The organism is Stutzerimonas xanthomarina DSM 18231 (genome assembly GCF_900129835.1).
In the GTDB taxonomy this organism is placed as follows: Bacteria; Pseudomonadota; Gammaproteobacteria; order Pseudomonadales; family Pseudomonadaceae; genus Stutzerimonas; species Stutzerimonas xanthomarina.
This window is the reverse complement of the sequence record NZ_FQXA01000006.1, coordinates 34,058-58,984: the sequence shown is the minus strand read 5'-3', so window position 1 is coordinate 58,984 and position 24,927 is coordinate 34,058. Positions and strand designations below refer to the sequence as shown.

19 protein-coding genes are annotated in these 24,927 nt (G+C 61.9%); 3 read left to right on the top strand and 16 right to left on the bottom strand.

Annotated features, from left to right (window positions below; translation table 11 throughout):
- Positions 1–33: 33 nt before the first annotated feature.
- From BUE09_RS15565 to BUE09_RS15540, 7 genes are all read right to left on the bottom strand, one after another.
- Positions 34–513, bottom strand: a complete 480-nt coding sequence (locus BUE09_RS15565) for a DUF3597 domain-containing protein (RefSeq protein ID WP_073302153.1) — start codon at positions 511–513, stop codon at positions 34–36.
- A gap of 95 nt (positions 514–608) precedes the next feature.
- Positions 609–2,105 carry an efflux transporter outer membrane subunit gene (locus tag BUE09_RS15560; protein WP_073302151.1) on the bottom strand — a complete coding sequence of 499 codons (1,497 nt, stop codon included), beginning with the start codon at positions 2,103–2,105 and terminating at the stop codon, positions 609–611.
- Positions 2,098–5,265 (bottom strand): multidrug efflux RND transporter permease subunit, encoded by a 3,168-nt coding sequence (locus BUE09_RS15555; protein ID WP_073302148.1) that lies wholly within the window; start codon positions 5,263–5,265, stop codon positions 2,098–2,100. Before BUE09_RS15555 ends, BUE09_RS15560 begins: the two co-directional genes overlap by 8 nt.
- Positions 5,262–6,329 (bottom strand): efflux RND transporter periplasmic adaptor subunit, encoded by a 1,068-nt coding sequence (locus tag BUE09_RS15550; protein WP_231975533.1) that lies wholly within the window; start codon positions 6,327–6,329, stop codon positions 5,262–5,264. Before BUE09_RS15550 ends, BUE09_RS15555 begins: the two co-directional genes overlap by 4 nt.
- Positions 6,330–7,014: 685 nt before the next feature.
- Positions 7,015–8,310, bottom strand: coding sequence for a mechanosensitive ion channel family protein (locus BUE09_RS15545; RefSeq protein ID WP_073302144.1), 1,296 nt, complete (start codon positions 8,308–8,310; stop codon positions 7,015–7,017).
- A 124-nt stretch (positions 8,311–8,434) separates the two neighbouring features.
- Complete coding sequence (locus tag BUE09_RS20880; RefSeq protein WP_122164729.1) at positions 8,435–8,521, bottom strand: small membrane protein YohP; 87 nt, start codon at positions 8,519–8,521, stop codon at positions 8,435–8,437.
- Positions 8,522–8,618: 97 nt separating this feature from the next.
- Entirely contained in the window at positions 8,619–9,353 is a 735-nt protein-coding gene (locus BUE09_RS15540; protein WP_073302142.1) for a sulfite exporter TauE/SafE family protein, read from the bottom strand.
- A gap of 164 nt (positions 9,354–9,517) precedes the next feature.
- Here BUE09_RS15540 and BUE09_RS15535 point away from each other — a divergent pair, with 164 nt between their 5' ends.
- Positions 9,518–10,414, top strand: coding sequence for a CAP domain-containing protein (locus BUE09_RS15535; RefSeq protein ID WP_083380770.1), 897 nt, complete (start codon positions 9,518–9,520; stop codon positions 10,412–10,414).
- Positions 10,415–10,434: 20 nt separating this feature from the next.
- On the opposite strand, the gene BUE09_RS15530 is transcribed toward BUE09_RS15535, so the two are convergent.
- The gene (locus BUE09_RS15530) at positions 10,435–10,806 is read right to left on the bottom strand and encodes a SpoIIAA family protein (protein ID WP_073302140.1); all 372 of its coding nucleotides are present in this window, start codon (positions 10,804–10,806) and stop codon (positions 10,435–10,437) included.
- Positions 10,807–11,094: 288 nt separating this feature from the next.
- Between BUE09_RS15530 and BUE09_RS15525 the strand changes: the two genes are divergently transcribed.
- A complete protein-coding gene (locus tag BUE09_RS15525; protein ID WP_073302137.1) occupies positions 11,095–12,690 on the top strand; it encodes a methyl-accepting chemotaxis protein in 1,596 nt (531 codons plus the stop codon).
- 107 nt (positions 12,691–12,797) lie between these two features.
- On the opposite strand, the gene BUE09_RS15520 is transcribed toward BUE09_RS15525, so the two are convergent.
- From BUE09_RS15520 to BUE09_RS15485, 8 genes are all read right to left on the bottom strand, one after another.
- Positions 12,798–13,079, bottom strand: a complete 282-nt coding sequence (locus tag BUE09_RS15520) for a peptidylprolyl isomerase (RefSeq protein ID WP_073302135.1) — start codon at positions 13,077–13,079, stop codon at positions 12,798–12,800.
- A 70-nt stretch (positions 13,080–13,149) separates the two neighbouring features.
- Complete coding sequence (gene glpD / locus BUE09_RS15515; protein WP_303623002.1) at positions 13,150–14,715, bottom strand: glycerol-3-phosphate dehydrogenase; 1,566 nt, start codon at positions 14,713–14,715, stop codon at positions 13,150–13,152.
- 649 nt (positions 14,716–15,364) lie between these two features.
- Complete coding sequence (locus BUE09_RS15510; protein ID WP_073302133.1) at positions 15,365–16,123, bottom strand: DeoR/GlpR family transcriptional regulator; 759 nt, start codon at positions 16,121–16,123, stop codon at positions 15,365–15,367.
- A 143-nt stretch (positions 16,124–16,266) separates the two neighbouring features.
- Positions 16,267–17,778: a glycerol kinase GlpK gene (gene glpK, locus BUE09_RS15505; RefSeq protein WP_073302131.1), complete on the bottom strand. Its 1,512-nt coding sequence runs from the start codon at positions 17,776–17,778 to the stop codon at positions 16,267–16,269.
- A 12-nt stretch (positions 17,779–17,790) separates the two neighbouring features.
- The gene (locus tag BUE09_RS15500; protein WP_073302129.1) at positions 17,791–18,675 is read right to left on the bottom strand and encodes an MIP/aquaporin family protein; all 885 of its coding nucleotides are present in this window, start codon (positions 18,673–18,675) and stop codon (positions 17,791–17,793) included.
- 507 nt (positions 18,676–19,182) lie between these two features.
- Complete coding sequence (locus tag BUE09_RS15495) at positions 19,183–19,608, bottom strand: DUF1810 domain-containing protein (protein ID WP_073302127.1); 426 nt, start codon at positions 19,606–19,608, stop codon at positions 19,183–19,185.
- Positions 19,609–19,824: 216 nt separating this feature from the next.
- Complete coding sequence (locus BUE09_RS15490) at positions 19,825–20,856, bottom strand: ion channel (RefSeq protein WP_073302125.1); 1,032 nt, start codon at positions 20,854–20,856, stop codon at positions 19,825–19,827.
- A gap of 306 nt (positions 20,857–21,162) precedes the next feature.
- Positions 21,163–23,601 (bottom strand): helicase-related protein, encoded by a 2,439-nt coding sequence (locus BUE09_RS15485; RefSeq protein ID WP_073302123.1) that lies wholly within the window; start codon positions 23,599–23,601, stop codon positions 21,163–21,165.
- A 214-nt stretch (positions 23,602–23,815) separates the two neighbouring features.
- Here BUE09_RS15485 and BUE09_RS15480 point away from each other — a divergent pair, with 214 nt between their 5' ends.
- The gene (locus BUE09_RS15480) at positions 23,816–24,913 is read left to right on the top strand and encodes an alpha/beta hydrolase family protein (RefSeq protein ID WP_197675237.1); all 1,098 of its coding nucleotides are present in this window, start codon (positions 23,816–23,818) and stop codon (positions 24,911–24,913) included.
- The last annotated feature ends 14 nt before the right edge of the window (positions 24,914–24,927 follow it).

Below are 24,927 nucleotides of genomic sequence, written 5' to 3'. Positions count from 1 at the left end.
GGGTGACAGCACCCGGCGAAGCCAGGGTACTGCTCAGGTCCGCAATTCCGGCGGAACAGTGCCGCCATGTTCGGCGAGCTTGTGCATCACGGTGCGGTGCAGCCAGCTGTTCATCTGGGCCGAATCGCCCATTTTGTCCTGCGGGCAGCCCAGTTCTGTGGCGAGTTCCTTGCGCGATTCCAGGCTGCTATCCAGCCCCAACAGCTTGAGCAGATCGACGATGGAGGTGCGCCAGTTCAGCTGTTCCGGATGGTTGGCGGCCATGGCGTCGAGCTTTGCAGGAACATCGACCGCACTGGTTGAAGCACCTGCTGAATGAGCTACGCCTTCGGGACTGGGCGCCACTCCCGGCGGCGTGGTGGTCGCATTGTGTGCTGCGGTAGGCCGCTCCGAGTCAACAACCGTATCCGGCGCATGCTGGTTCGGTGTGTGGTTCGGATCGAGCGGCTTGTGCGCTTCGTTGCTCACGCCGCCCATGCCGAGTTTTTCTTTGATCGTATCGAACAGGCCCATTTCGATTCCTCTGGTGATTGTGTGGTGATTCTTTTGACCGTCACGGGACGCAGAGCATTCGCCGCCGCAGGTCGGGAAGCGCGCCGTTACGCGCCTTAGCGACCAGAGGTCACGGCCCGCTGTGTCGCGTCGGACTGGGCTGTCGAAGACGGAGTCCTGGTACCGCCACCCAGCGCGATGTACAGGCTCACCAGGTTCTGAATCTGAGCGCGCTTGACCTGGATGAAGGCCTGTTCGGCATCGAACAGGTTGCGCTCTGCATCGAGCACCTGAAGGTAGTTCACCACGCCTTCGGCGTAGCGCTCGCGGGCGAGGTCGGCGATACGGCGCAGCGTGGCGACGTTCTCCGCTTGCGCCGCGACCTGTTCGGCCAGCCAGCGGCGGCCTGCCAGTGCATCCGCCACCTCGCGGAAGGCGGTTTCGATGGCGCTTTCGTACCGCGCAACAGCCGCGTTCTCCCGCGCCTCGGCGACGGTCAGGTTGCCACGGTTGCGGCCGAAGTCGAACAGGGGGAGGTAAAGGCTAGGGCCAATGCTCCAGGTGCGATTATCACGGCTGATCAGGTTGTCCAGCTCGCTGGAGATATAGCCAAAGCTGCCGGTCAGCGAGATTTGCGGGAAGAACGCCGCCCGCGCCACGCCGATGTTGGCGCGCGCTGCACGCAGGTCCAGCTCAGCGCCCAGGATGTCCGGGCGTACCAGCAGCAGCTCCGATGGCAGTCCCGCGTCCAGGCGCAGCGGTTCGATCTGTTCGTTCAGCGGCAGCGGTTCCGGCAACGGCTGTTGCAGCGGCCCTCCGACCAGTTGGGTGAGGTAGTTGACCTGCTCGGCTCGGACCAGGTGCAGGTTGGCCAACTCTGTCTTGGCCTGAGTCAGCAGCGCCTGAGCCTGATTCAGGTCCAATGCCGTGGTGATTCCCGCCTCGAAGCGCACGCGGGCAATGCGCAAACCATCGCGGCGGCTTTGCAAGGTCGCTTCGGCAAGATCGATGCGCGCCTCAGCGCCGCGCACGGCGAGATAGGTCGAGGCCACGTCCGCTATCAATGACAACCTGAAGGCGCGCTGTGCCTCGACGGTCGACAGGTATTGCGCTCGGGCAGCCTCGGTGAGATTGCGCACCCGCCCCCAGAAGTCCAGTTCGAACGCCGACAGGCCCAGCCCGACCGTGAACCGTTCGCTGATCTGCCCGCCGGAACCGCCGCTGAAGCCGGTTGTGCCACCGCCTACCGAACCGGCACCGGTCGCGCCCGCGCCGCCGGTTGGAAAACGACCCCGGCTGGCGTCAGCCGTTGCGGCCAGCGTCGGGTAGCGATCGGCACCCTGTACACCGAACTGGCCGCGGGCTTCTTCTATCCGTGCTGTAGCAATCTGCAGGTCTCGGTTTCGCTGCAGCGCCGTGTCGATGTACCGCTCAAGGCGTGGATCCTGAAGAAACTCGCGCCAACCGATCTCACTGGCCAATACCTCGCCGTCCATGGGCTGATAGTCCGCCGGGTACTGGGCAGCGGTAGGCGAGGGCGGTTGCTCATGGGACGGCGCGAGCTGACAGCCCGTCAGGACGCTGATCAGCAGCAAGGGCGCAAACCTAGGCATTGTTTGGCGCCTCCTCTTCCTCGGCCGGGTGCGCCTTGTCTTCTGCGCTAGGCGGGCGGCGCTTGGCCAGCCAGCGGCGTACGGAGAGATAGAACAGCGGGATGTAGAACAGGCCGAGCAGGGTCGCAACGATCATTCCGCCCATCACACCGGTGCCGACTGCCACCCGGCCAGCCGCGCCGGCGCCGGTGGACAGTACCAGCGGCAGCATGCCGAGAATGAAGGTCAGCGAGGTCATCAGAATCGGCCGGAAGCGCAGACGCACCGCGTTCATCACGGCATCGGTCAGGCTTTTGCCGTGGCCTTCCTCTTCGATGGCGAACTCGACGATGAGAATCGCGTTCTTGGCTGACAGGCCGATGATGGTCACCAGGCCGACATTGAAATAGACGTCCGCCGGCAGGTCGCGCAGCATCGCGAACAACACCGCACCGAGCGCGCCGAAGGGCACCACCAGCAAGACCGCAATGGGCACCGTCCAGCTTTCATACAGCGCGGCCAATACCATCAGCACCACCAGCAACGACAGCCCCAACAGCAGACCGACCTGCCCGGATGCCTGCTGTTCCTCCAGCGAGGCGCCGGTCCATTCGTAGCTGAATCCGCCGGGCAGCTCACCGGCCAGCCTTTCCATTTCGGTCATGGCTTCACCGGTGGTCGAACCGGGCGCGGCGCTGCCGGACAGAGTCAGGGCCGGATAGCCGTTGTAGCGCTGTAGCTGGGTCGGCCCTTCGGTCCAATCCACCGTGGTGAAGGCGCCGAACGGCACGCTTTCGCCCTGATCGTTGATCACCTTGAGGTCGAGCACGTCCTGAGGCGTCATCCGATAGGGTGCCTCGGCCTGCAGCAAAACCTGTAGCACCCGTCCGTCCCGGTTGAAGTCGTTGGCGTAGGCACTGCCGAAGGCGATCGCCAGCGTCGCGTTGACTTCGTTGATCGAAAGTCCCAGCGCGCGTGCCTTGATCCGGTCGATGTTGACCCGCAGGCGCGGCGCATCGTCGGCACTTTCAGGCCGCACGTTTTGCAGGATGGGGCTTTCGCTCGCTTTGCCCAACAGCTGGTTACGCGCGTCGAGCAGCGCCTGGTAACCCATTCCGCCGCGGTCTTCGAGCTTGAACGTAAAGCCACCGGCCACGCCCAGTCCGGGTATTGAGGGTGGATTCAAGGCGAACACCCGCGCTTCCTTGATCTGCGAGAAACGGCCCATGGCCTCGCGCACCAATGCCTGGGCAGAACTGTTCTCTTCGGTGCGCTGGTCCCAGGGGATCAGCCGTACGAAGGACATCGCGTGCGCCTGGCCCTGGCCGAAAAAGCTGAAGCCGTAAACAGTGATGGCATCCTCCACCAAGGGGTGCTCGGAGTAGAACGCCTTGACCTGTTCGATGGCCTCTTCGGTGCGTTTGACGGTCGCGCCGGGCGGCGCCTGGATGATCGTCATCAGCGAGCCCTGATCTTCGTCAGGCAGGAAGGCGCTGGGCATCCGTAGATAGAGAAATGCCGTCAGTGCCAACAGCCCGACGAACGCCAGCAGGAACCAGATGGGGCGGGCGAGCATGCCGCCGACTGCACTGTGATAGCGGTCGGTGGTGCGTTCCATCCAGCGGTTGAACGGGCTGAAGATGCGCTGACCAAGACCGGGCTTCTCGTCGTCCGGCTTGCTCGGTTTCAGCAACGCTGCGCAGAGTGCGGGCGTCAACACCAGCGCCAGCACCGTTGAAGTGGCGACGGCAATCGACAGCGTGATGGCGAACTGACGATAGATGCCGCCCGTCGAGCCAGGGAAGAAGGCCAGAGGCACGAACACCGCGATCAGCGCCAGCGTCGTACCGATGATCGGTGCGGTCACCTGATCCATGGCTTTGACGGTGGCTTGGTAGGGCGGCAGCTGTTCTTCGTCCATGATTCGTTTGACGTTCTCCACCACCACGATGGCATCGTCCACCAGCGTGCCGATCGCCAACACCATGCCGAACAGGCTGAGCAGGTTGATCGAGAAGCCGGCGATCCACAGCCCGAGGCAGGTGCCCGCCAGGGTGATCGGGATGACGATGGTGGGAATCACCGTGGTGCGCCAGTTCTGCAGGAACAGCAGCATCACTAGCACGACCAGCGCCATGGCCTGGAGCAGAGTGACTACAACCTGCTGGATGGACGACGAGATGAACGGCGTCGAGTCGAATGGCACCGTCCAGGCGATGTCTTCGGGAAAGCCATCGGCCAGCTCACGCATCCGTTGCTTGACCGCCGCGGCTGTATCCAGCGCATTGGCGCCGGGGGACAGTTGTACAGCGAGGCCTGCGGCGGGCTGGCCGTTGAGTTCGCTGCGCGAGGTGTAGTTCTGCGCGCCGAGCTCGACCCGGGCGACATCGCGCAGCCGTATCGCCGAACCGTCCGGTGTGGCGCGCAGGATGATCGAGGCAAACTCTTCCGGCGTGCTGAAGCGTCCGCGGGTTTCCAGCGGTGCATTGATCTCGATGCCTTCGGCCAGGGGTAGATCACCGAGGGCGCCACCGGCCGACTGGCTGTTCTGCTCCTGCACCGCGGCCAGCACATCCGCGGCGGACAGGCCGAAGCTGGCCAACCGGTCGGGGTTGAGCCAGATGCGCATGGCATAGGCGGTGTAGAACTCGCGGATGTCGCCGACGCCTTGCACGCGGCGCAGCTCGTCCAGTACGCGGGTGGTGGCGAAATGGCCCAGCTCCAGGGTGCTCATGGTGCCGTTCTCGGAGAACAGCGAAATGATCAGCAGGAAGTCCCTCGACGCCTGGAATACCTGGATGCCCTGGCGGCGAACTTCTTCGGGTAAGCGCTGCTCGACCCGGCTCAGGCGGTTCTGCACTTCCATCTGGGCGATATCGATGTCGGTGCCGGCCTCGAACGTCAGCTCGATCGAAGCGCTGCCATTGGAGCGGCTCGAAGAGTCCATGTAGAGGAAACCCTCGACGCCGTTCAGCTCCTGTTCGATCACCTGGGTCACGTTGGTTTCCAGCACCGACGCATCGGCGCCGGGGTAGGTGACGCTGATCCGCAGGCTGGGCGGCGCGATGCTGGGGTATTGCTCGATGGGCAGCGAACGCACGGCCAGCAGACCGCCCAGCAGAATCCCCAGGGCGATGACCCAGGCGAATACCGGGCGACGGATGAAGAACGCCGGCGTCATGGGGCGGGCTCGGAAGACGTTGGCGGTTCCGAGGGCTCCGGCGGCTCTTCGCGCTCGAAGGGTATGGTGCGTACGGGCGCACCGCTACGGACACTGCCGCCACCTTCGACGATCACCACATCGCCAGCGTCCAGGCCACTACGAATGATCCAATTACTGCCCTGCAGCTCGCCCAGTTCAACCTCGCGCGAGGCGACCTTGTCGTCCTCGCCCACCAGCAATACCCGCGCGGCCTGGTCGTTCACCATCACGGCGCGCTGCGGAATCAGCACGCCGTTCGGGCGGATGCCGGCATTGACGCGCGCGCGGACAAACTGACCGGGCAACAGCAGGCGGTCCGGATTCGGAAATTCGGCACGCACGGCCACGGTGCCGGTGCTCTCGTCGATGCTCATGGCGTAGAAATTGACGTAGCCGAGATGCGGATATTCGGCGCCGTTCTCCAGGATCAGCTTGACCTCGACTCGACCGTCCTCCGGCAACTTCAGTGCGCCGGAGGCGAGCTGCGCCCGGATCTGCAAAAGGTCGGAACTGGACTGGGCGAAGTTCACATAGACCGGATCGAATTGCTCCACGGTGGTCAGCAACGTGCCTTCGCTGGCGCTGACCAGCGCGCCTTCGGTGACCTGGGCGCGGCCCGCTCGACCTTCGATAGGGGACTCGACGGTGGTGTATTCCAGTTCGAGCTCAGCCGATTGCACATTGGCCTCGGCTTGCGATACGTCGGCTTTGGCGGTGCGCAAGGTGGCCAGGGCGGTGTCGTACTCCTGCTGGCTGATCGCCTGTTTGGCAACCAAGCCCTTGTAGCGTTTGACGTCCTGCGCGGCATTCAACGCGGTGGCTTCGGCGCGTTCCAGCGCGGCTTTGGCAGCCTTGAGGTTGGCGCGCATTTCTCGCGGGTCAATCTGGAACAGCGGCGTGCCGACCTCGACGTCGGTGCCTTCTTCGTAAAGCCGTTCCTGAATGATGCCGTTGACCCGCGCGCGGATTTCGGCAATGCGCACGGCCTGGACCCGCCCAGGGAGCTCGATGATGTTGGGGATCGGTCGGGGGTCGACCGTCATGACCTCCACCTCGGGCGGTGGGGGGGCGGGTGGTGCGGTTTGTTCGTCGTCGGAGCACGCCACTAGCAACAGCGCCGTGGCACAGGCTAACGCAGCGTTTTGCAGTAACTGCCTCATTCAGTTGGACCTTTTCGTCTCGCACGTCTTCGCCGCGGGATAGCGCGCTGACCTACACTCGACCGCTGTGTGCCCGGCGCGGTTCCGGTGTCATCCGTCGTCTTGGCTCGGGCCGCCGGGAAGAAACATGTCGCAACGAGCCGCCGCCGCGTTGCCTTCCGGTGCTACACGCATGATGGTGGTCCAGCCGGGGCGCGAGGGTTGAGTGAATCTGCCGCGCCTTTCGGTGGGCTGAAGCCCACCCTACCGGCCGTGTGCCCGGCGCGGTTCCGGTGTTATCCGTCGTCTTGGCTCGGACCGTCGTGAAGAAACAGGTCGCAACGAGCCGCCCGCCGCGTTGCCTTCCGGTCGTACACGCATGATGGTGGTCCAGCCGGAGCGCGAGGGTTGACTGAATCTGCCGTGCCTTTTGGTGGGCTGAAGCCCACCCTACCGGTCCTCAACCCCTGTCCCGTCGTTCCGTAGGGTGGGCTTTAGCCCACCTGAAACCCCTACCGGCGATCATGCCCCCGTTCCGTAAGCCCACCGGATGGCCGCGTTCAATCAGCTCCCAGCCAGTACGCGCGGCTCAGGCTTTTGGGGTGTGCAGCACTACGTTCTGGCGCGCTTCGTCAGGCAGCGTGACTCTGGCCGCGCGCAGCGCCGCTATCAGGCTCTTTCGCACCTCTGATGCGGTGGCGACGAAATCCGAGCGGCGCGAATCGCACCAGAACTGCACGTCGAACACCAGTTGGCTCTCGCCCAGGTCGATGAGGTGTGCCGAGGCTTCCGGAGTCGCCAGCACACCGGTGGTCTGTTGGGCGGCCTCACGCATCACTGCGCTGATTGCATCGATGTCGACGCCATATCCCAGCATGCAGACCACCTTGCCGCGGCGGATCGGCGCCGCCGTGTTGTTGGTGACGCGCGAGGTAAAGGTTTCGGCGTTGGGGACCAGTACACGGCGGCCGTCGTAGGTGCGGATCTGGGTGGCGCGCAGCTCGATGCGCTCCACGCTGCCTTCGGTTTCGCCGATGATGATCTGATCGCCCAGCTGGAACGGCCGCAGCGTCAGGATCAGCAGACCGCTGACGAAGTTGGAGAGAATGTCTTTGAGGGCGAAACCCAGCGCAAGGCTGGTCAGTCCAAGCCCAGTGGCCAGAGTGCTCGGTTCCAGGCCGAAGGCACTCGCGGCGACGATGATGCCGAGCACCCAGACCGCGTAATAGCTCACCTGCCGGACCAAGTTCTCAACGGTCAGATCATTCGCCAAGCGGCGCACGACCTTCTTCATCAGCGCACGTACGGCAGTGGCCAGCCCCCAGAACAGCAGCAGGACCAACAGGGCCGCCAGTACTCTGGGAATGATGCTGATCGCCGATTCGAGCAGCCTGGCGAAGGCGGTTTCGACGCTCGACTGCACTGAAGTCAAAAACCGTCCACGGTCCGAATCGCGGCGTTTGGCAGCCGTCGCCAGAGCTCGGTCAATTATTGCTGCCCAGTTGCGCGCGAGTCGGTCTAGCGGCTGGCCGTTGGCTTCGGCATCGGCCGGTGTGACCACTATCAATGGGCGGCCGGCCACGCTGATCTGCAGTCCATCGTCCTCCTCGGATTCAGTCGGCTCGATACGCGCCGGGGTGATGCCCTGGGGCGTTTCGAGCACGGCTGCCAGTTGCCGTTCTATCTGCCGCGCCCGCGGCCGCGGTTCGAGCGCTTCGCTGGGGCCGATGCGGAACAAGGTTCGGCCGTCCAGGCGCACGGTCGCGACGCCTTCCTGAGCCCAGGCGTGGGTCGTCGGCAGCATGGCCGCGCAGAGCAGTGCTAGCAGGGCAAGCGTTCTTGACAGGTTGAGAAGCGCCATCACGAGGCGAGGAGACAGGGTCATGGTTGATATGCCGTGGCCGGAAACAAACAGGCCGCCGGGTTGGCGGCGGCCTGTCGATAAACGTGCAACGTGCGGCTGTGCGTACCGAGGGGCCGTGGTTGCAAAGTGATCGTCTTGGTTGACGTTAGAAAATCAACGCGAATAAACCGATCACGACCAACAGACCGATCAGAAAGATGATGCCTATTGTGCTGCCCAGAAACTTCAGCATGAGGATGACTCCTTTGCATTGGGTTCACTGAATCCGACTGGGCAGGCGCGCGAAACGTTCAGAAAAACCGGGCGGCCGGTCGTAGCCGCTGCAGATCTCAGAGGCTTTTCCAGATCAGCTGCAGCCCGGCCAGAAGCATGCCCACGCGGGCGATTCGGTAAAATAGTTTGTGGTCGATGCGCTTGTGCAACCAGAGCCCGGCCCAGACGCCGAACGGCACCACCGGCGCCAGCGTCAGGCTGAGCAGCAGGTTTTCGTAGCTGAACTGGCCGAGCGCTGCATAAGGGATCAGCTTGATCGCGTTGGTCATCAGGAAGAACAGATTGATGGTCGCCACGTAGCGCAGCTTGTCCAGCTGCTGCGGCAGTAGATGCATCATGATTGGCGGCCCGCCGGCGTGGGCGACGAAGCTGGTGAAGCCGGCAATTGAGGAGAGCAACGTACCGCGCCCGCGCTGCAGCGGTCGCGGCTTGTCGTTGTTGGTCACCAGGCCCAACAGCACGAAGCCGACAGCGATGGCGCCCATCATCAGGCCGATCATGCGCTCGTCGAGCATGCCGAAGGTCAGCGAGCCCAGCGCGATGCCGATCAACGCACCCGGCATCATCACTTTCAGATTCGCTTTGTCCCAGTGACCGGCATACGCCTTGAGGCCCACGACATCAGCCAAACAGAGAATAGGCAGCATCACTGCGGCGGCCTGTTTCGGCGAGATTGCCAGGGCCAGCAGCGGGACGGCGATGCCGCCCAGGGCGCCACCAAATCCGCCTTTGGATAGGCCGGTGAGGAAGATTGCCGGCAGGGCAAATAGCAGGAAATCAGAAAGAGTCATGAGTGTGGTCAGTCGTGCGGGTTGGGTTCGGCTGCGCTGGGCATCATCGCATCTTTGCCGCCAATCTTTGTGGTCGTCGATGATCTACCGGTTTGAGCGCCGCAGCGGATCGCCCTCTAAGCATCGTGGTCAGCATGTTTAATCGCAGACAGACAGGTGACGCCATGACCCCGTTTATCCCGACTCCAGCCACATCCTCAGCAGGCGGTGCGCCAACACGTGTAGCAGTTGGTGCCCTGCTGGTTCTGGCTACGAGTCTGGCGTGCCAGGCGCATGCTCAGGAATCCGATCCCTTGATTGGTCTGATCAATGAATTTCGCGAGGCTGGGGAAGCCTGCGGCGGTGATGAAGCCCAGGCGGTCGGGCCACTAGCGCCCAATGCTGCGCTGGCTGTGGCACCGGCCACCAGTGGGGCGCAACTGCAGCAGGCGTTACAGGAAGCGGGTTACCGACCTTCCAACTTGCAAGCCATCTCTGTCTCCGGGCCGGCGGATGCAAAAAGCGCCATGCAGGCCCTCAAGCAGCGCTACTGCGCCCCTCTGCGCAGCCAGGACTTCGCCGAAATCGGTGTGTCGCGTAAGGGCAACACTTGGCAGGTACTGCTGGCCAAGCCGCTGCTTTCCCCCGACCTTGGCGACTGGCAACAGGTAGGTAATAACATTTTGCAGCGGGTCAATGAAGCGAGGGCGCAGCCGCGCAAATGCGGTAATCGTTCGTTCGAGGCGGCACCGGCATTGAGCTGGAACGGCGACCTGGCCGATGCTGCTCTGGCGCACAGCCGCGATATGGCCAAACAAGACTTCTTCAGCCATCGGGCGCCGGACGGCAGCCTGGTCAGTGATCGCGCCAACCGTGCCGAGTACAGCTGGCAGCGTATCGGCGAGAACATCGCGGCCGGGCAGGGGTCGGCAGATCAGGTCATGGCGGGTTGGTTGGCCAGTCCCGGGCATTGCAGCAACATCATGAATCTGGATTTCACCGAGATGGGCGCGGCCTACGCCATCGACAAATCCAGCGCCGCCGGCAGCTACTGGACCCAGGTGTTCGGTACGCCCCGCTAGCGGCTGTCGAGAAAGCGTGGTCAGTTCTGGCTCTCCAGCCAGTTATGCGCCTCGGTGTTCTGGTGCTCGTCGAAGGCCTTGATAGCCAGGCCAGGGAACAGCGCCCCCTCGATCTCGCTGGCCCTGCGCAGCCAGTCCTTGTTGGACACCACCGCGCAGCGATCGAAGCGGCGAATGAAGCGGAACAGCTGGGGAATCCGCGCCAGTTCGACACCCATCGCGCCCAGCGTCGGTATATCGAAATCGCCGATGCGATAGAGCATTTGGCCGTGGCTGATGCCCTCTGACTTTCGCATCAGTTCGTCGAGTGCGAAGCGCATCTCGCTGCTGTCGAGTTTTCCGGAGAAATCCACGTCGATGCGATTATCACCAATGCGGGTTACATGAAACATGACGAGTCCTCAATGAAAAAATGGGTGCCAGACAAGTAGCCCTGCCATTACCTGACCATAGTCCTTATGCGGCGTTCGGTTGCCCAAAGTGTCAATTTAATTGATCTGGATCAGAGCGTGGATGAGCGTCCCGTGAGTGGGCGAAAATCTTTCAAACGCCTGTATGACGGTACTTTCAGATAGATGATCGACGGCTATCAAGTTGCTCCTGTTACAGCCGAGAAGTGGGTAACTGCGACGCCGTCGAGTAATGGCAGCGCTTTACCTTCTCTGTAGTTGGATACACCCATGACCAGCACCTTGGCTAACCTCATCCAGTCGGTATTGCGCGCGCTGGGCCTGCGCACAATCAATCAGCAATTCTTCTTTTCCTACAGCCTGATCTTTCTCTGCGCGGCGCTCACGGCCGGCGTGCTGTTCATGTCCGCCAAGGACGCCAGCCAGATCGACATGGCTGGCGCCCAGCGCATGCTCAGCCAGAAGATGATGAAAGAGGCGCTGTTGGCGTCCCAGGGTATCGTTGGTCCGGCTGAAGTGGATAAAACCATCCAGCGCTTCGAACAGTCGCATCGTCTGCTGCTCAACGGCGACGGCAGCCAGGGCATCGCCCCGGTAGAGCTGGCCAGTGTCAAGCCGCATCTGCAGCGCGTTGACCAGATATGGCAGCGCTATCGTCCCGCCGTGCAGGCGCTGGCGGCCGGCCAGAACGCTGATCTGAAAGCGGTGGCCGCAGATGCCAACGAAATTCTCGCAGCGTCCAACGAGGTGGTGTCACTGATTTCCGCAGAGGCCAATCGCAGTGCTTCACAGCAACTTTGGGTCGCGATGGGTTCGACCTTGTGCATCCTGCTACTGGTGATCCTCGGACGGATCGCCGGCATGAACTGGCTGATGCTGCAGGTCGACGAGTTGCGCGGTCGCCTGGAAAAGGTCAGCCAGGGGGATTTTTCCGCACCGCTGCAGGTGCGCCACGCCGATGACGAAATGGGCATGATCACCCTCGCTTACAACCGATTGCTGGGGCAGGTTGGCGAAATGATTCGTGGCGTGCGTCAGGCTGCCGACGAAGCCGATGGTCAGTGCGTGCGCATGGCGAGTTTGGCGGGCGACAGCGCGCGCAACGTCGAGGCGCAGCAGGCCGAGATTGATCAGGTCGCCACCGCCATGAACGAGATGCTCGCCACCTCGCAGGAAGTGGCGCGGAGCACCGTCGAAGCGGCCAGCGCGGCGGATCTTGCCGAGCAGGAAACCAGCGCCGGTAATGCGGTGATGAACGAATCGGTCACGGCCATCCGCGCCTTGACCGGCCATGTCGATGGATTGGCCAGTGTGATGCAGCAGTTGGTGCAGGACAGCCATGAGATCGGCAAGGTGCTCAACGTGATCAGCGGCATCGCCGAGCAGACCAACCTGTTAGCGCTCAACGCAGCCATCGAAGCTGCGCGAGCGGGCGAACAAGGGCGTGGCTTCGCCGTGGTTGCAGACGAGGTACGCAGCCTGGCCAGTCGCACGCAGGATTCAGCCAAGGAAGTCAGTGTCCTGGTCGAGCGACTGCAGAGCCAGGCCACGCGTGCCGGTGAAGGCATGGATGCCTCACGGCAGAGCAGCATCACAACGCTGACGCAGATCGAAGCGGCGCAGCATGCCTTGGGCCAAATCGTTGGTGCTGTGGATACCATTCGCGGCATGACTAATCAGATCGCGACGGCAGCCGAGGAGCAGTCGCAGGTAGCCGAGGACATGAACCAGTCGCTGACCCGTATCGCTCAGGTAGCCGATCAGGCGGCCAGCGCTACCCACGATACCGCGGCCTCAGGCAACACCATCATGCAGAGCATGAACGGGCTCAAAGCTCTGACTGGGCGTTTCCGCCTGGAGGCGTGATTGGATTCAAGGGGTAGCGGGGAGGTACGGGTTGGAAGAGGTCGCTCGGCGCATCGATGGCTGAGCGGCCTGGGCGCCCCCGCGCAAGATGCGCGGGGGCTGCAGGATCAGTCCTGGCGGCTGGTCACTTCCAGCAGGTGATAACCGAACTGGGTCTTCACCGGACCTTGCACCTGGTTCAGCGGGGCGCTGAACACCACGGTGTCGAATTCCTTGACCATCTGGCCAGGACCGAACGAACCCAGGTCGCCGCCCTGGCGGCTCGATGGACAGGTGGAATTGTCCTTGGCAACCTGAGCGAAATCGGCGCCGCCTTCGATGGCAGCTTTCAGCTCGTTGCACTTGTCTTCAGTGGGAACCAGGATGTGGCGGGCAGTGGCTCGGGCCATGGGGAGTTACTCCGTCTTGAGAAGTCGCTGAGCCTACCGCAATCGGCGGCGATCCGAAACGTCGCGGGCGTCAGGCCGCGTCTACGTCGGTCGTCCTGCTCACTTGCGCCTGCAGATAGTGCTGCAGGCGGGTTATTTCATTCGCTGTGAACGCCAGGCCAAGTTTGCTCCGGCGCCAGAGAATATCGTCTACCTGCGTCACCCATTCTTCGCGCCGCAAGTAATCAACTTCCTGTGTATATAGGTGCTGGCCGAGGTTGTCCCCCAGCGCATCCAGCGAGCGGGCATCGCCGAGCATGCGCCAAACACGGTTGCCGTAAAGCGTCGCCCAGCGTTTGGCCAGCGGTTGCTCGACGCCTTTTACCTTAGCCATCAGCTCTTCAGCGAGCGCCTCGGCCGTGGTCATGCCTTCGCCGCCGGGTAGCGGCGCAGACGCTGTCCAGCTCTCGCCCATGCTGGGAAAGTGGGGCTTGAGCTGAGCCATCGCCGATTCGGCCAGTTTGCGGTAGGTGGTCAGCTTGCCGCCGAATACTGAAAGCAGCGGCGCCTGTTTCTCTTCTGCCGACAGCGACAGCGTGTAGTCACGGGTGACCGCGGAGGGGTTGTCCGACTCGTCGTCACACAGTGGTCGTACACCGGCAAAGGTATGCAGGATGTCCTTCTCCTCGAGCTGCTTGCGGAAGTGCGTATTGGCAACGCCCAGCAAGTAGGCAATTTCTTCTTCGCTGATGCTGACCGTGGCCGGGTCACCCCGGTACTCGCGGTCGGTCGTGCCGATCATGGTGTAACGGTCGAGATAGGGGATGGCGAAGACGATGCGCCGGTCCTCGTTCTGCATGATGTAGGCCTGCTCACCTTCGTACAGTTTCGGCACGATGATGTGGCTGCCCTGAATCAGCCGGATGCCGTAGGGCGAGCGCTGCTGCAGCTTGTCACCGATGAACTGCGCTACCCATGGGCCTGCCGCATTGACCAGTGCCTTGGCGCGTAAGGAAAACCGTGTGCCGTCCTGTCGCTGCAACTCGACGTGCCAGATACCAGCGGCACGCTTGGCGCTCAGGCACTGGGTCCGGGTGTGGATGTGCGCGCCTTTCTCGCGAGCGGCCATGGCATTGGCCACCACCAGCCGTGCATCGTCGACCCAGCAATCGGAATATTCGAAACCGCGCTTGATCTCGGCCTTGAGCGGGCTCTCTGAGCCAAAGCGCAACCCCCGCGACGCCGGCAACTTTTCGCGTTTACCCAGGTTGTCGTAAAGGAACAGGCCTGCACGGATCATCCACGTCGGACGAAGGTGCGGACGATGCGGCAGTACGAAGCGCATCGGCTTGACGAGATGAGGGGCTTTGGCGAGCAGCACTTCGCGTTCGGCAAGTGCCTCGCGCACTAGGCGAAATTCATAATGCTCAAGGTAGCGCAGGCCGCCGTGGATCAGCTTGCTGCTGGCTGAGGAGGTATGACTGGCCAGGTCGTCGCGTTCGCAGAGAAACACCGATAAGCCACGTCCGGCTGCATCCGCAGCGATGCCTACACCATTGATCCCACCGCCAATCACAGCGATGTCGTACAGCTCGGAGACGGTCTCGGTCACAGGGATTCTCCTCAAGAACGAACATTTGTTTTCGAATATGAACATCCTAGCGTAGAAAAGAACCTCTCTCTAGAGGTGGTATTCGTTTTTTATATCAAAAGAAAATAATCGAATCGATCCGAACTGCTTATTGGTGCTGAGCGGTCAACCTATGGGTGTTAGGGCAGAAATTAGCGGGGTTCAGTCGGTTAGCGGTGCAGTCTGCATGTGGTAGGCTGAAGCCCACCCTACGGCGTGCGACGGATTGGTGTGCTTTGGATGGGTAACGCTAAAAGGTAGGGTGGGCTTCAGCCCACCAAAACACGGCAGTCTTGACCGCTCGCGTGTTCACATCACCGAAGAAATCTGGTCCAGGCGGGTTTGCGCAGGCTGCGCGTGCCCCGAACATGACGGTCGCTGAAGCGATTCAGCCAGAGAAGTAGGGTGGGCTTCAGCCCACCAAAACACGGCAGCCTTGGCCGCCCGCGTGTTCACACCACCGAAGAAATCCGGTCCATGCGGGTATTGCGCAGGCTGCGCGTGCCCCAAACATGACGGTTACTGAAGCGATTCAGCCAGAGAAGTAGGGTGGGCTTCAGCCCACCGGAGCACGGCAGCCTTGGCCGCTCGCGTGTTCACACCACCGAAGAAATGTGGTCCAGGCGGGTATTGCGCAGGCTGCGCATACTCCAAGCATGACGGTCACTGAAGCGGTTTAACCGGTGACTTCCAGCTTCACGTTGTGCTGTGCCAGCAGGCCGAGGAAGGCTTCGGGCGGCTGGGCCTCGGTGAACAGCATATCGATCTGTTCCAGCGAGCCAAGACGAGTCATGGCGCTGCGGCCGAACTTGCTTGAATCTGCAGCCAGGTAGATTTTCCGCGCATTGTTGATGATGGCTTGGGAGACGCGCACTTCCTGGTAATCGAAATCCAGCAGGGTGCCGTCCTCATCGATCCCGCTGATGCCAATCAGGGCGAAGTCCACCTTGAATTGGCTGATGAAATCCGCAGTGGCTTGACCGACCACGCCGCCATCGCTGCGCACGTTGCCTCCGGCGATCAGTACGTCGAAATCTTCCTTGGGGCTGAGGATGCTTGCCACGTGCAGGTTGTTGGTGATGACCTTGAGGTCGCGATGATTGAGCAGAGCGTGGGCGATGGCTTCGGTGGTGGTGCCGATGTTGATGAACAGAGAGGCCTGATCGGGGATGTGCGCGGCCATGGCGTCGGCGATGCGGCGCTTCTCGTCACGCATCTGCCGGGCGCGCTGGGTGTAGGCGGTGTTCTGCACGCTGGAGTCGTGGGCGGCGCCACCATGGTAGCGGCGCAACAGGCCGGCTTCGCCCAACTGATTGATATCACGACGGATGGTCTGGGGCGTCACGGCGAACTGTTGCGCCAGTTCTTCGATGCTGACGTAGCCGCGCTCGCGCACCAATTCGAGAATGCTCTGCTGTCGTGGGGCCAGACTCATGGAGGCTTCCTTCTTATCGATATGCCGGGAAGCATGCCGCAGTCTGGTCTGTGATTAAAGAATTGTTCGTTTGCGAATCGAGCGCCCGGCGCGAAATAGAAACCGGGCCGGGCGCTGTGCTGCGTGGCAGTTTGCGGCTGAGCTTATTCTTCTTCCCAGTCCCTGGTGCGGCCAACCGCTTTCTTCCAGCCTTTATAGAGCGCTTCGCGCTTCTCATCGTCGCAGGCCGGTTCGAACACACGTTCGATGGTGGCCTTGCTGCGCAACTCGTCCAGGCTGCTCCAGAAACCCGTCGCCAGGCCCGCCAGATAAGCCGCGCCAAGTGCAGTGGTTTCCTTCATTTCCGGGCGTTCGACCTGCGTGCCGAGCAGGTCGGCCTGGAACTGCATAAGGAAGTTGTTGGCCACGGCACCACCGTCCACACGCAGCGAACGCAAGCGCTCACCGGCATCCTGCTGCATGGCATCGAGCACGTCGCGGGTCTGGTAGGCGATGGATTCCAGCGCCGCCCGGATGATGTGATCGACCTTCACGCCGCGGGTCAGGCCGAAAAGCGCGCCACGGGCGCGTGGGTCCCAGTAGGGCGCGCCGAGCCCGGTAAAGGCCGGGACCAGGTAGACGCCATTGCTGTCCTTGACCTTGGTGGCGAAATACTCGGAATCCAGCGAGTCATTGATCACCTTCAACTCGTCGCGCAGCCACTGCACGGTAGAACCACCGTTGAAGATGGCGCCTTCCAATGCATAGTTCACTTCGCCTTTCGGTCCGCAGGCGATGGTGGTCAGCAAACCATGTTCGGACTGCACGGCCTTGGTCCCGGTGTTCATCAGCAGGAAGCAGCCGGTGCCGTAGGTGTTCTTGGCCTGGCCCGGCTCGACGCACATCTGCCCGAACAGCGCGGCCTGCTGGTCGCCGGCAATGCCTGCGATGGGGATGCCGGTGCTCTGGCCCGAGCCCAGATAGGCGTGGCCATAGACTTCGGAAGACGAGCGTACGTCGGGCAACATCTCGCGCGGAATATCCAGCGCTTCGAGCATGACCGGGTCCCAGTCCAGCTTATGGATGTCATAAAGCATGGTGCGTGAGGCGTTGGTGTAATCGGTGACGTGGGCCTTGCCCTGGGTCATCTTCCAGATCAGCCAGCAATCGACGGTGCCGAACAGCAGCTCGCCACGGCGCGCGCGCTCACGGCTGCCCTCGACGTGATCAAGGATCCACTTGATTTTGGTGCCGGAGAAGTAGGGATCGATGACCAGGCCGGTGGTCTTGCGGATATGGTCTTGCATACCGTCGCGTTTGAGCTGATCGCAGATCGGCGTGCTCTGGCGGCTCTGCCAGACGATGGCGTTGTAGATCGGGCGGCCGGTGATCTTGTCCCAGACGATAGTGGTTTCGCGCTGGTTGGTGATGCCGATCGCCGCGACCTGCTCATTAGTGATCCCGGCCTGCGCCAGGGCTTCGACGAATACGCCGCTCTGGGTGGCCCAGATTTCCATGGGGTCATGCTCGACCCAGCTCGGCTGTGGGTAAATTTGTGCGAACTCGCGCTGGGCGATGGTCACTACGTTGGCGTTGCGGTCCAGCACGATGGCGCGTGAACTGGTGGTGCCCTGATCGAGGGCGACGATGAATTGCTTGTTGTTTTGATTGCTCATGGTGTCGATTCCTTAACGAGCTTCTGGGGCAGTGACATCGTGTTTGGTGAAGGCTTTGCTGTCAGGCTTCGTTTCGACATTTGCCGACACGTCGCACGCGCCTCCCAGCCCCGGTAGATGCTTGCAGATCAGCGCTTTGTAGCCGGCCGCGCCAATGCAGGCGCCCAGCACTGGTGCGATCAGCGGGACCAGGAAATACGGAATGTCGCGCCCGCCAGTGAATGCGACTTCTCCCCAGCCGGCGAAAAAGGTCATCAGCTTTGGACCGAAATCCCGCGCTGGATTCATCGCGAAGCCGGTCAGCGGGCCCATCGCGCCGCCAATCACGGCGATCAATAAACCGATCAGCAAAGGCGCCAGCGGACCGCGCGGCAGGCCGTTACCGTCATCTGTCAGCGCCATGATCATCCCCAGCAGGATAGCGGTAATCACCACTTCCACCAGAAACGCCTGGCTGACCGACAGAGATGCGTGAGGGTAGGTGGAAAACACCGATGCCAGCTCGAGGCTGGCAACGCTGCCGCGAGCCATCTGCTGGGCCTGTTCGAAATCGAAAAACAGGCTGCTGTAAAGACCATAAACCAACGCGGCGGCGCAGAAGGCGCCCGCGGTTTGGGCGAGGATATAGGCCGGCACCTTGTTCCGCTCGAATGTGCCGAACAGCCACAACGCAATGGAGACTGCAGGATTCAGATGAGCGCCCGAAACACCTGCGGCGAGGTAAACCCCCATGCTGACGCCGATACCCCAAATAACGCTTATTTCCCAAAGGCCTAGATCAGCGCCGCCGAGCTTGAGTGCGGCCACGCAGCCGGTACCGAAGAAGATCAACAGGGCGGTGCCGAGAAACTCGGCGATGCATTGCCCCCGAAGCGTCGGGGTGGACGGGTTGCTCATGCGCAGAACCTCTTTGTGAGACTGTTGTTGTTATGATCCGAATACTGCGAGGGTTCGGAAATGTTCGGAAGTGAAAACTTAAGGTCAAAAGCACGGGCTGTCAAAGTAAAAAGCTGAACATTTCTACGGAAATCTGACGAAACAGCGATATTCCTGTCGGGTGTGGCAGGATTCTGGCGCGCAGGCTGATGATCTGAGCGGCTGTGTCAGGTGAACGCAGCAGGAAGCGGTACTTGCAGGCCGGCGAAAGCGCGGCATAGACGCAGACGGATCGCAACGAGCCAGGGAGACGGGCTGCGATCCGCTGGTTGGAGGGATTAACTGATCAGTGGTTCCTTGATCTGTGCGGCGCCACCATCAGTCTTTACGGTAAGACTTCGAAGGGGGCTGCCTGGGCCACGCTCCAGATCCTGTCGGACTGTCGTTCTTTTCCTCCGGCGGCACTGGAAGCTGAAGCCTATCGCGCTTGCCTTGTCCGCCCGTTGACAGGCCAACCCCGTTCTCGGGTCAGCGATGCAAGCGCGAGAGCGTCGCCGGGTCGGGATCGGCTGCAAAAAACGCATCGAGCACCGCCTGGAATACGGTTCGCTCAGGCGCAACGGCGGTGAATAGCGTCATGCTTGAGTGCAACTTCCTATCGTCGGGTGAACCGAGAATCTGCCGTGCCGGCCGCTCGGCATGGGCCAGCAGTGCTTGCGCGCATTGCTCCAGGCGAGGCCCGAGCAGCGGGTGCTCCAGATAGGCCGCCGCCTCGTCCGCGTCGTTGATGGCGTAGCGACGGGCCATGTCGCTGTGGCCTAGGCCGGCAATCTGCGGAAAAATGAACCACATCCAGTGGCTTTGCTTGTGGCCGGCGTTGAGTTCCGCCAGCGCGCGGTCATAGGTCGATTGCTGGGCGTCGACGAATCGCTGCAGGTCGTGTGGGTCGCTCATGGTGTCTCCCGGTAGCTCAGACTGTCCTAATCAGAGCCGGGAGGGTGGGGTTGATTCCATGAATGCGGGGGTTGCGGGCGGTGTGCTTGGTGCTGTGACAAGTCGGATCTGACTGTCGCCGCGACCGCAGCTTCTATGTATCAGGCGACGCTCCGGGGCATCCAGAAAGCCCCGCCCCGGAGCGAAAGTCTATGAATGCTTAGCTGTAGCGCCGTTTTAGCTCGCCTCACCCAAGCCCGCGAGGCGCGCATTGGCGATATAAAACAGCTCGCCGCCGCGCACCTGGGTGTCATTAGCTGGGTTGATGATTGGTTGGCTCTGGTCCTTGCCGCGGTAGCCGATGAGTGTCGCGTTGTGGCGGTCTTTCAATTGCTTGTAGAGCGAGCCGACGGTGCTTTCGTAGCTCTCGGGCAGCAGCAGGCGGTACTGGGTCGCGCCCTGACCGACGCTGAGCAGCTCGTTGATAATCACCGAGGAGCCCGGGTCCTGCGATGAGCGCACCAGCATTTCGATGGCCATGCTGGAGGTACATTCCAGCTTTGGCGCGTAGCTGCGGGCCAATCGCGCGGTCTCGCTGCTGCTGAAATGGGCAACCACATGGCCGACCGGGTTGAGTTGGTTGATGGTCAATACGACGGCCAGCGTCAGGTCGTCCGAGCCGGTGCGCACCAGTGTGCGTTCGGCCCCCTTTACCCCGGCGCGCTGCAGCAGTGCCAGGGACGACAGGCTCTCGCCATGGATGAACTCGGTCTTACCTGGCATTGGATTCTCTTCGAGCACCGTGTCGCAGATGACGATCAGGTGGTCGTTGGAGGTCTCGTCTTCGTGCAGCAGCTCGACGACGCGCTCGCTGATTTCGCCTTCCCAACCGATCACAACGGTATGGCCCGTGCAGGTGGCGAATGTCCCTTTGCCTTTCATGCCTTTCCTCCAGACTGCGATTATGGAATTGGTGGTTTTGCCGATGACAGCGGTCAGCAACGCGATGCCGCCAATCATCAACCAGGTGGAAACAAAGATGCGACCGCCAGCGGTCTGCGGCGAGAAGTCACCGTAGCCGACGGTCAGCGCCGTGGTCAGATAGAAATAGATGAAGGTTTTGAGCTCGGTGAGCGGCGCTTCGGCGAACAGGCGCAGGCCGAGATAAGACACGCCGGCGTGCACCATGACTGCGAGTAGTAGTGCGGCCCAGCCGAGTCGACTGGTGACCGCGGCCAGTTGCCTGCGCAACTGAAGGATGATCGACATCGGTCCTGACTCCATGGCTTTCGGTGATCGCTGTCGTAACGAGGTGTTGAATACGCCCGATCACGCTATGAACCTGCGGCATCCTAAGGGGCGCCCGGTCTGCTGGCCAGTCCCAAGCCGGGCGTTCGCCAGTTTTGCCTGCAATCGGTAAGCGGCATCGACTGCTGCTGCGAACCATGGGATGGGATCGCGCCGCGCCGGTGTAGTCGGTTAAGGGACTCGGAGCCTGTTCGCGGCCTCAATCATTGCCGAGCCTGAAGTTTTCGAGCCCGCGCGGACGCCGATGGGTTGCCCTTATCCGCCAGGCTACCTTCGCTTTTCGCTGAAACAACTCTGGCACAGCCTGAATTTGCGTGCGGCCATCGGCATCGCCTTGCCGCAGCCCTTGCAATTGCGGTTGTCGCCCGACACCCGCCGGCGATCAGAGCTGCGTGGCTTGCGCTGGTGCGACAGCTCGCGGGTGATGGCGCCGTTTAGCAGGCTGCGGTGCTCTTCTGCCTGCTCCAGTGCGGGGAAATGCGCCGGCAGGGTGCGCGCCAGGTGCAGGTAGGTTTCGATGACGTGCAGTGAGCTTTCCAGCGTCGCCAGGTCGGCATCGATGATCAGCCGCGGCAATGGGATCTCTTTGTCCTGCGCGACCTTCTTCAACCACTGCTGGGCGAAAACGGCGGCCGGGCTGTCGAGACCGCCGCGTATTGGTGTGCAGGCAAAGATCCAGCGCAACGGCAGGTCTATGGTCGGGTCGTCGATCAGCTTGATCCACTCCGCCAGCTCGTCGGGCAGGATCGAGATGAATTCGTCACCGTAGTTGATGTTGCGGTTGAAGGTCAGCCAGGCCCGTAGCAGGCTCGGCTCGTTCATCAGCTCGGAGATGGCTTGCAGGTGCTCGATGGAGGGCCGTACCTGGTACTGCGACAGGTCCACCGGCAGGTCCGCGCTGTGGAAGAGGCGCTTGATCGACTGCAGCGTCTGCCCGTCCAGTGCGGTGATGAGGCCGCTGTCGTGATGGCCGAAGCGCCCGGCGCGACCGCCGATCTGCTTGACCTCCTGCACCTTCAGCTGGCGGTTCTGGATGCCGTCGTACTTCTCGTCAGTGTAAAAGCATAGCGTGTGCGCCGGCAGGTTGAGGCCCATGCCCACAGCATCCGTGGCGACCATCAGGTCGGCTTCGCCTTCGCGGAAGCGACGGGCCTGCTCGCGGCGAACTTCCGGCGATAGCGCACCGTAGACCACCGAGACGCTTTTGCCGGTCATCTCCAGCATCGCCTTGAGTTCCAGCACCGTCTTGCGGCTGAAAGCGACCAGCATCGACCCGGCTTCAAGCTGCTTGAGGGTGGTCGAGCGGCGCGCCACGTCCACGGGTGAAAGTCGTTTGGTGCGTTTGACTACGAGTTGGTCTTCGCAGAGGTCGCAAAGGGTTCTCAGCGACGGCTGGATCAGCTCCGGGCCGGTCATGATCAGGTCCTGGGTGTAGGCGCTGACCAGCGCATCGACCCATGCCCAGCCGCGTTGCGAGTCGGCCATCATCTGCACTTCGTCAATCACCACCACGTCCCAGGACTCGTGACGGAAGCGCGCGAATTCCTCGACGGTGCAGCAATAGTGGGTGGCACCCTCGCGGATGATTTCCTCTTCCCCGGTGACCAACGAGCAGGGCACGCCCATGGATTCGATGCGTTCCTGGTTTTCCAGAGCCATCAGGCGCAGCGGCGACAGGTAGATAGCGTGGGTCACGCCGGTCATGGCCTGGATCGCCTGGTAAGTCTTGCCGCTGTTGGTCGGGCCGAGCAGGGCGGTCCAGGTGCGAGTGATGCGCCGCGCGGCGTAGAGCTTGTGGTAATGGACGAAGCGCGGGTTGTTCTCCAGCAGCACGGCGAAGGCCATCTTCTCGCGATTGTCCTCGCGGGCGAAGCGTATGGTCCGACGCAGCTTTTTTGGCTCCATCATGAAGACTTCGGTCAGGCGCTTCTCGCCGAGCAGCTGCAGATCGAAGTCCTGCGCTTCCTCGATCATCATCTCGAACTTGGCATTCATCGCCTGACGGTCTTCGTCTTTGAGCTGCGCGACTTCTTGCTCGCTGAGCACATGGCCCCGGCCGCCCGGAATGCGCCTTTGCATGTCCAGGGCGACCTCGCCGTGGCGCAGCTCGACCACATAGCGCAGCTCGTGCTTGACCTCGTTGACAATGTCGACGGCGCGCGCCGCAAAGTCGTCGAGGCGTGAGAGCCGCACGGGCAGGCGCTCCAGGCATTGGGCTTTCTGTTCTTCGCTGAGGCTGCCGAACGGCTGCTCCAGCACATGCAGGCGATCCCGGACCAGGGTCTGCACCGCAGCACACACGTTTCGTTCGAATTCGTCTATCGATCCGCTGTCGTCGATGCGCAGCGCGAACTCGGGTTCGAGCAGGTTCTGCACCGCGCCGCAATCCAGCGATTTCTCGATACCGAAGATATCGACGGTACAACTGAAATCGTTCACGTCCCGGTTCAGCAGTCGGCCGATCAGGTGAGTCGGGTCGGCGTCCTCAAGATTCGCCTCGACCGTAGGCTCGTCCAGCCCAAGCCAGAACAACCGCGCTGCACGGCCGATTTCCGGTGGCTGATGGCCGAGGTAGGTGCTGAACCATTTCTCCTGGTGATTCTTCTTCGGCACGAAATCGGGATGGCGCTCGCTGGCCCAGTCCAGAAAGCGCTGAAGTCTTTCGAGTTTGTGGGTGTGGCGCTGTTTGGCTTCGGCCTTGCGCATGATCGACGCCTCTCTGATCAGGTGTGCTGCAAGTTTGGACAATCAGGCCGCGCAATACGAGCAGCATGGCAGGCGGCCATGCGTCGGCTCGCAGAATCGCGAACGTATGCAATTGCTCGGAGTCGCAAATCCTATACGCCCGAAACCGACTCGCGGGAGACAACGCTATGGTGCTTCGCACGGAGAAAGCAGCTACTCACTACAGGCTGTTCCAGTGGGCGATGGTCCTTCATGGCGCGCCAACGATCTGTTCGGGCGGGTCATCTGTGCGGTCATGCTCGGGATGTTGATGCTGGCCGGTGCTGGCGTCGGGAGCGTTCAGGCTGAGGATCTAGAGCACCCCAGCGATCTTCTGCGGGTCACCAATTATCCGGGCGGTCTGGCGATAGCCGAGCTGTCCCGCTGGCGTGAAGCAACGCCAGAAATAAAGGACATTAAGATTCCGTCCAGTGCCGATGACAGCGAGCAGGCGGCGCTGTTCTACGATTCGGGTTCAGACAAGGAAAAGCCGCTGCTCATGGTGCTGCACAGCTGGAGCACCGATTACCTGCAGAACATCGACATTCCGCTGGGCCAGTTCGCGATTGCGAACGACTGGGTATTCATTCACCCGAACTTCCGAGGTCAGAACGATGGCCGTCCCGAATCGACCGCCTCCGATCTGGCGATTTCTGACATGCAGGACGCGCTCGAATATGCGCGCGAACAGGCTGAAATCGACGAGTCGCGAATCTACCTGCTCGGCTATTCGGGCGGCGCGATGAATGCACTGCACCTGGCGAGTCGTAATCCCGATGTGTTTGCCGGCGTTGCGGCTTGGGTGCCGGTTTATGACCTGGTGACCTGGCACCAATGGAACAAAGCGCGCGGCGAAAAGTACGCCGGTGAAATCGAGCAGGCCTGTGGTGGTGAGCCAACTCAGGGCTCCAGCGCCTTTGATGAATGCCGCAAGCGCAGCCCGAGTCGCTATGTGCCGGAGGTCGCGGGCGATATTCGCGTACTCATCGCTCACGGCATTAATGACACCACTGTCCCGCCTGAGCAGGCGCTTCATGCCTTCAACGACCTGGCAAACGAACAGGATCGCATCCCCCAGGAGCAGATCGACCAACTGATGGAAACCCGTCAGGTGCCGGATGCCTTGCGCCGACGATCGGCCAAGGGCAATGACGAGTTCCCGCAGTTCGCCGAGGCGGATGCCGACGTGTTGCTGTACCTGAAATCGGGTCCTACCGAGCTGGTGCTGTTCGAGGGCGAGCACGACATGCTTTACCGGCCTGGACTGGAGTGGCTTTCACGTCAGCAGCGCTGATCTAACGTTCGGAT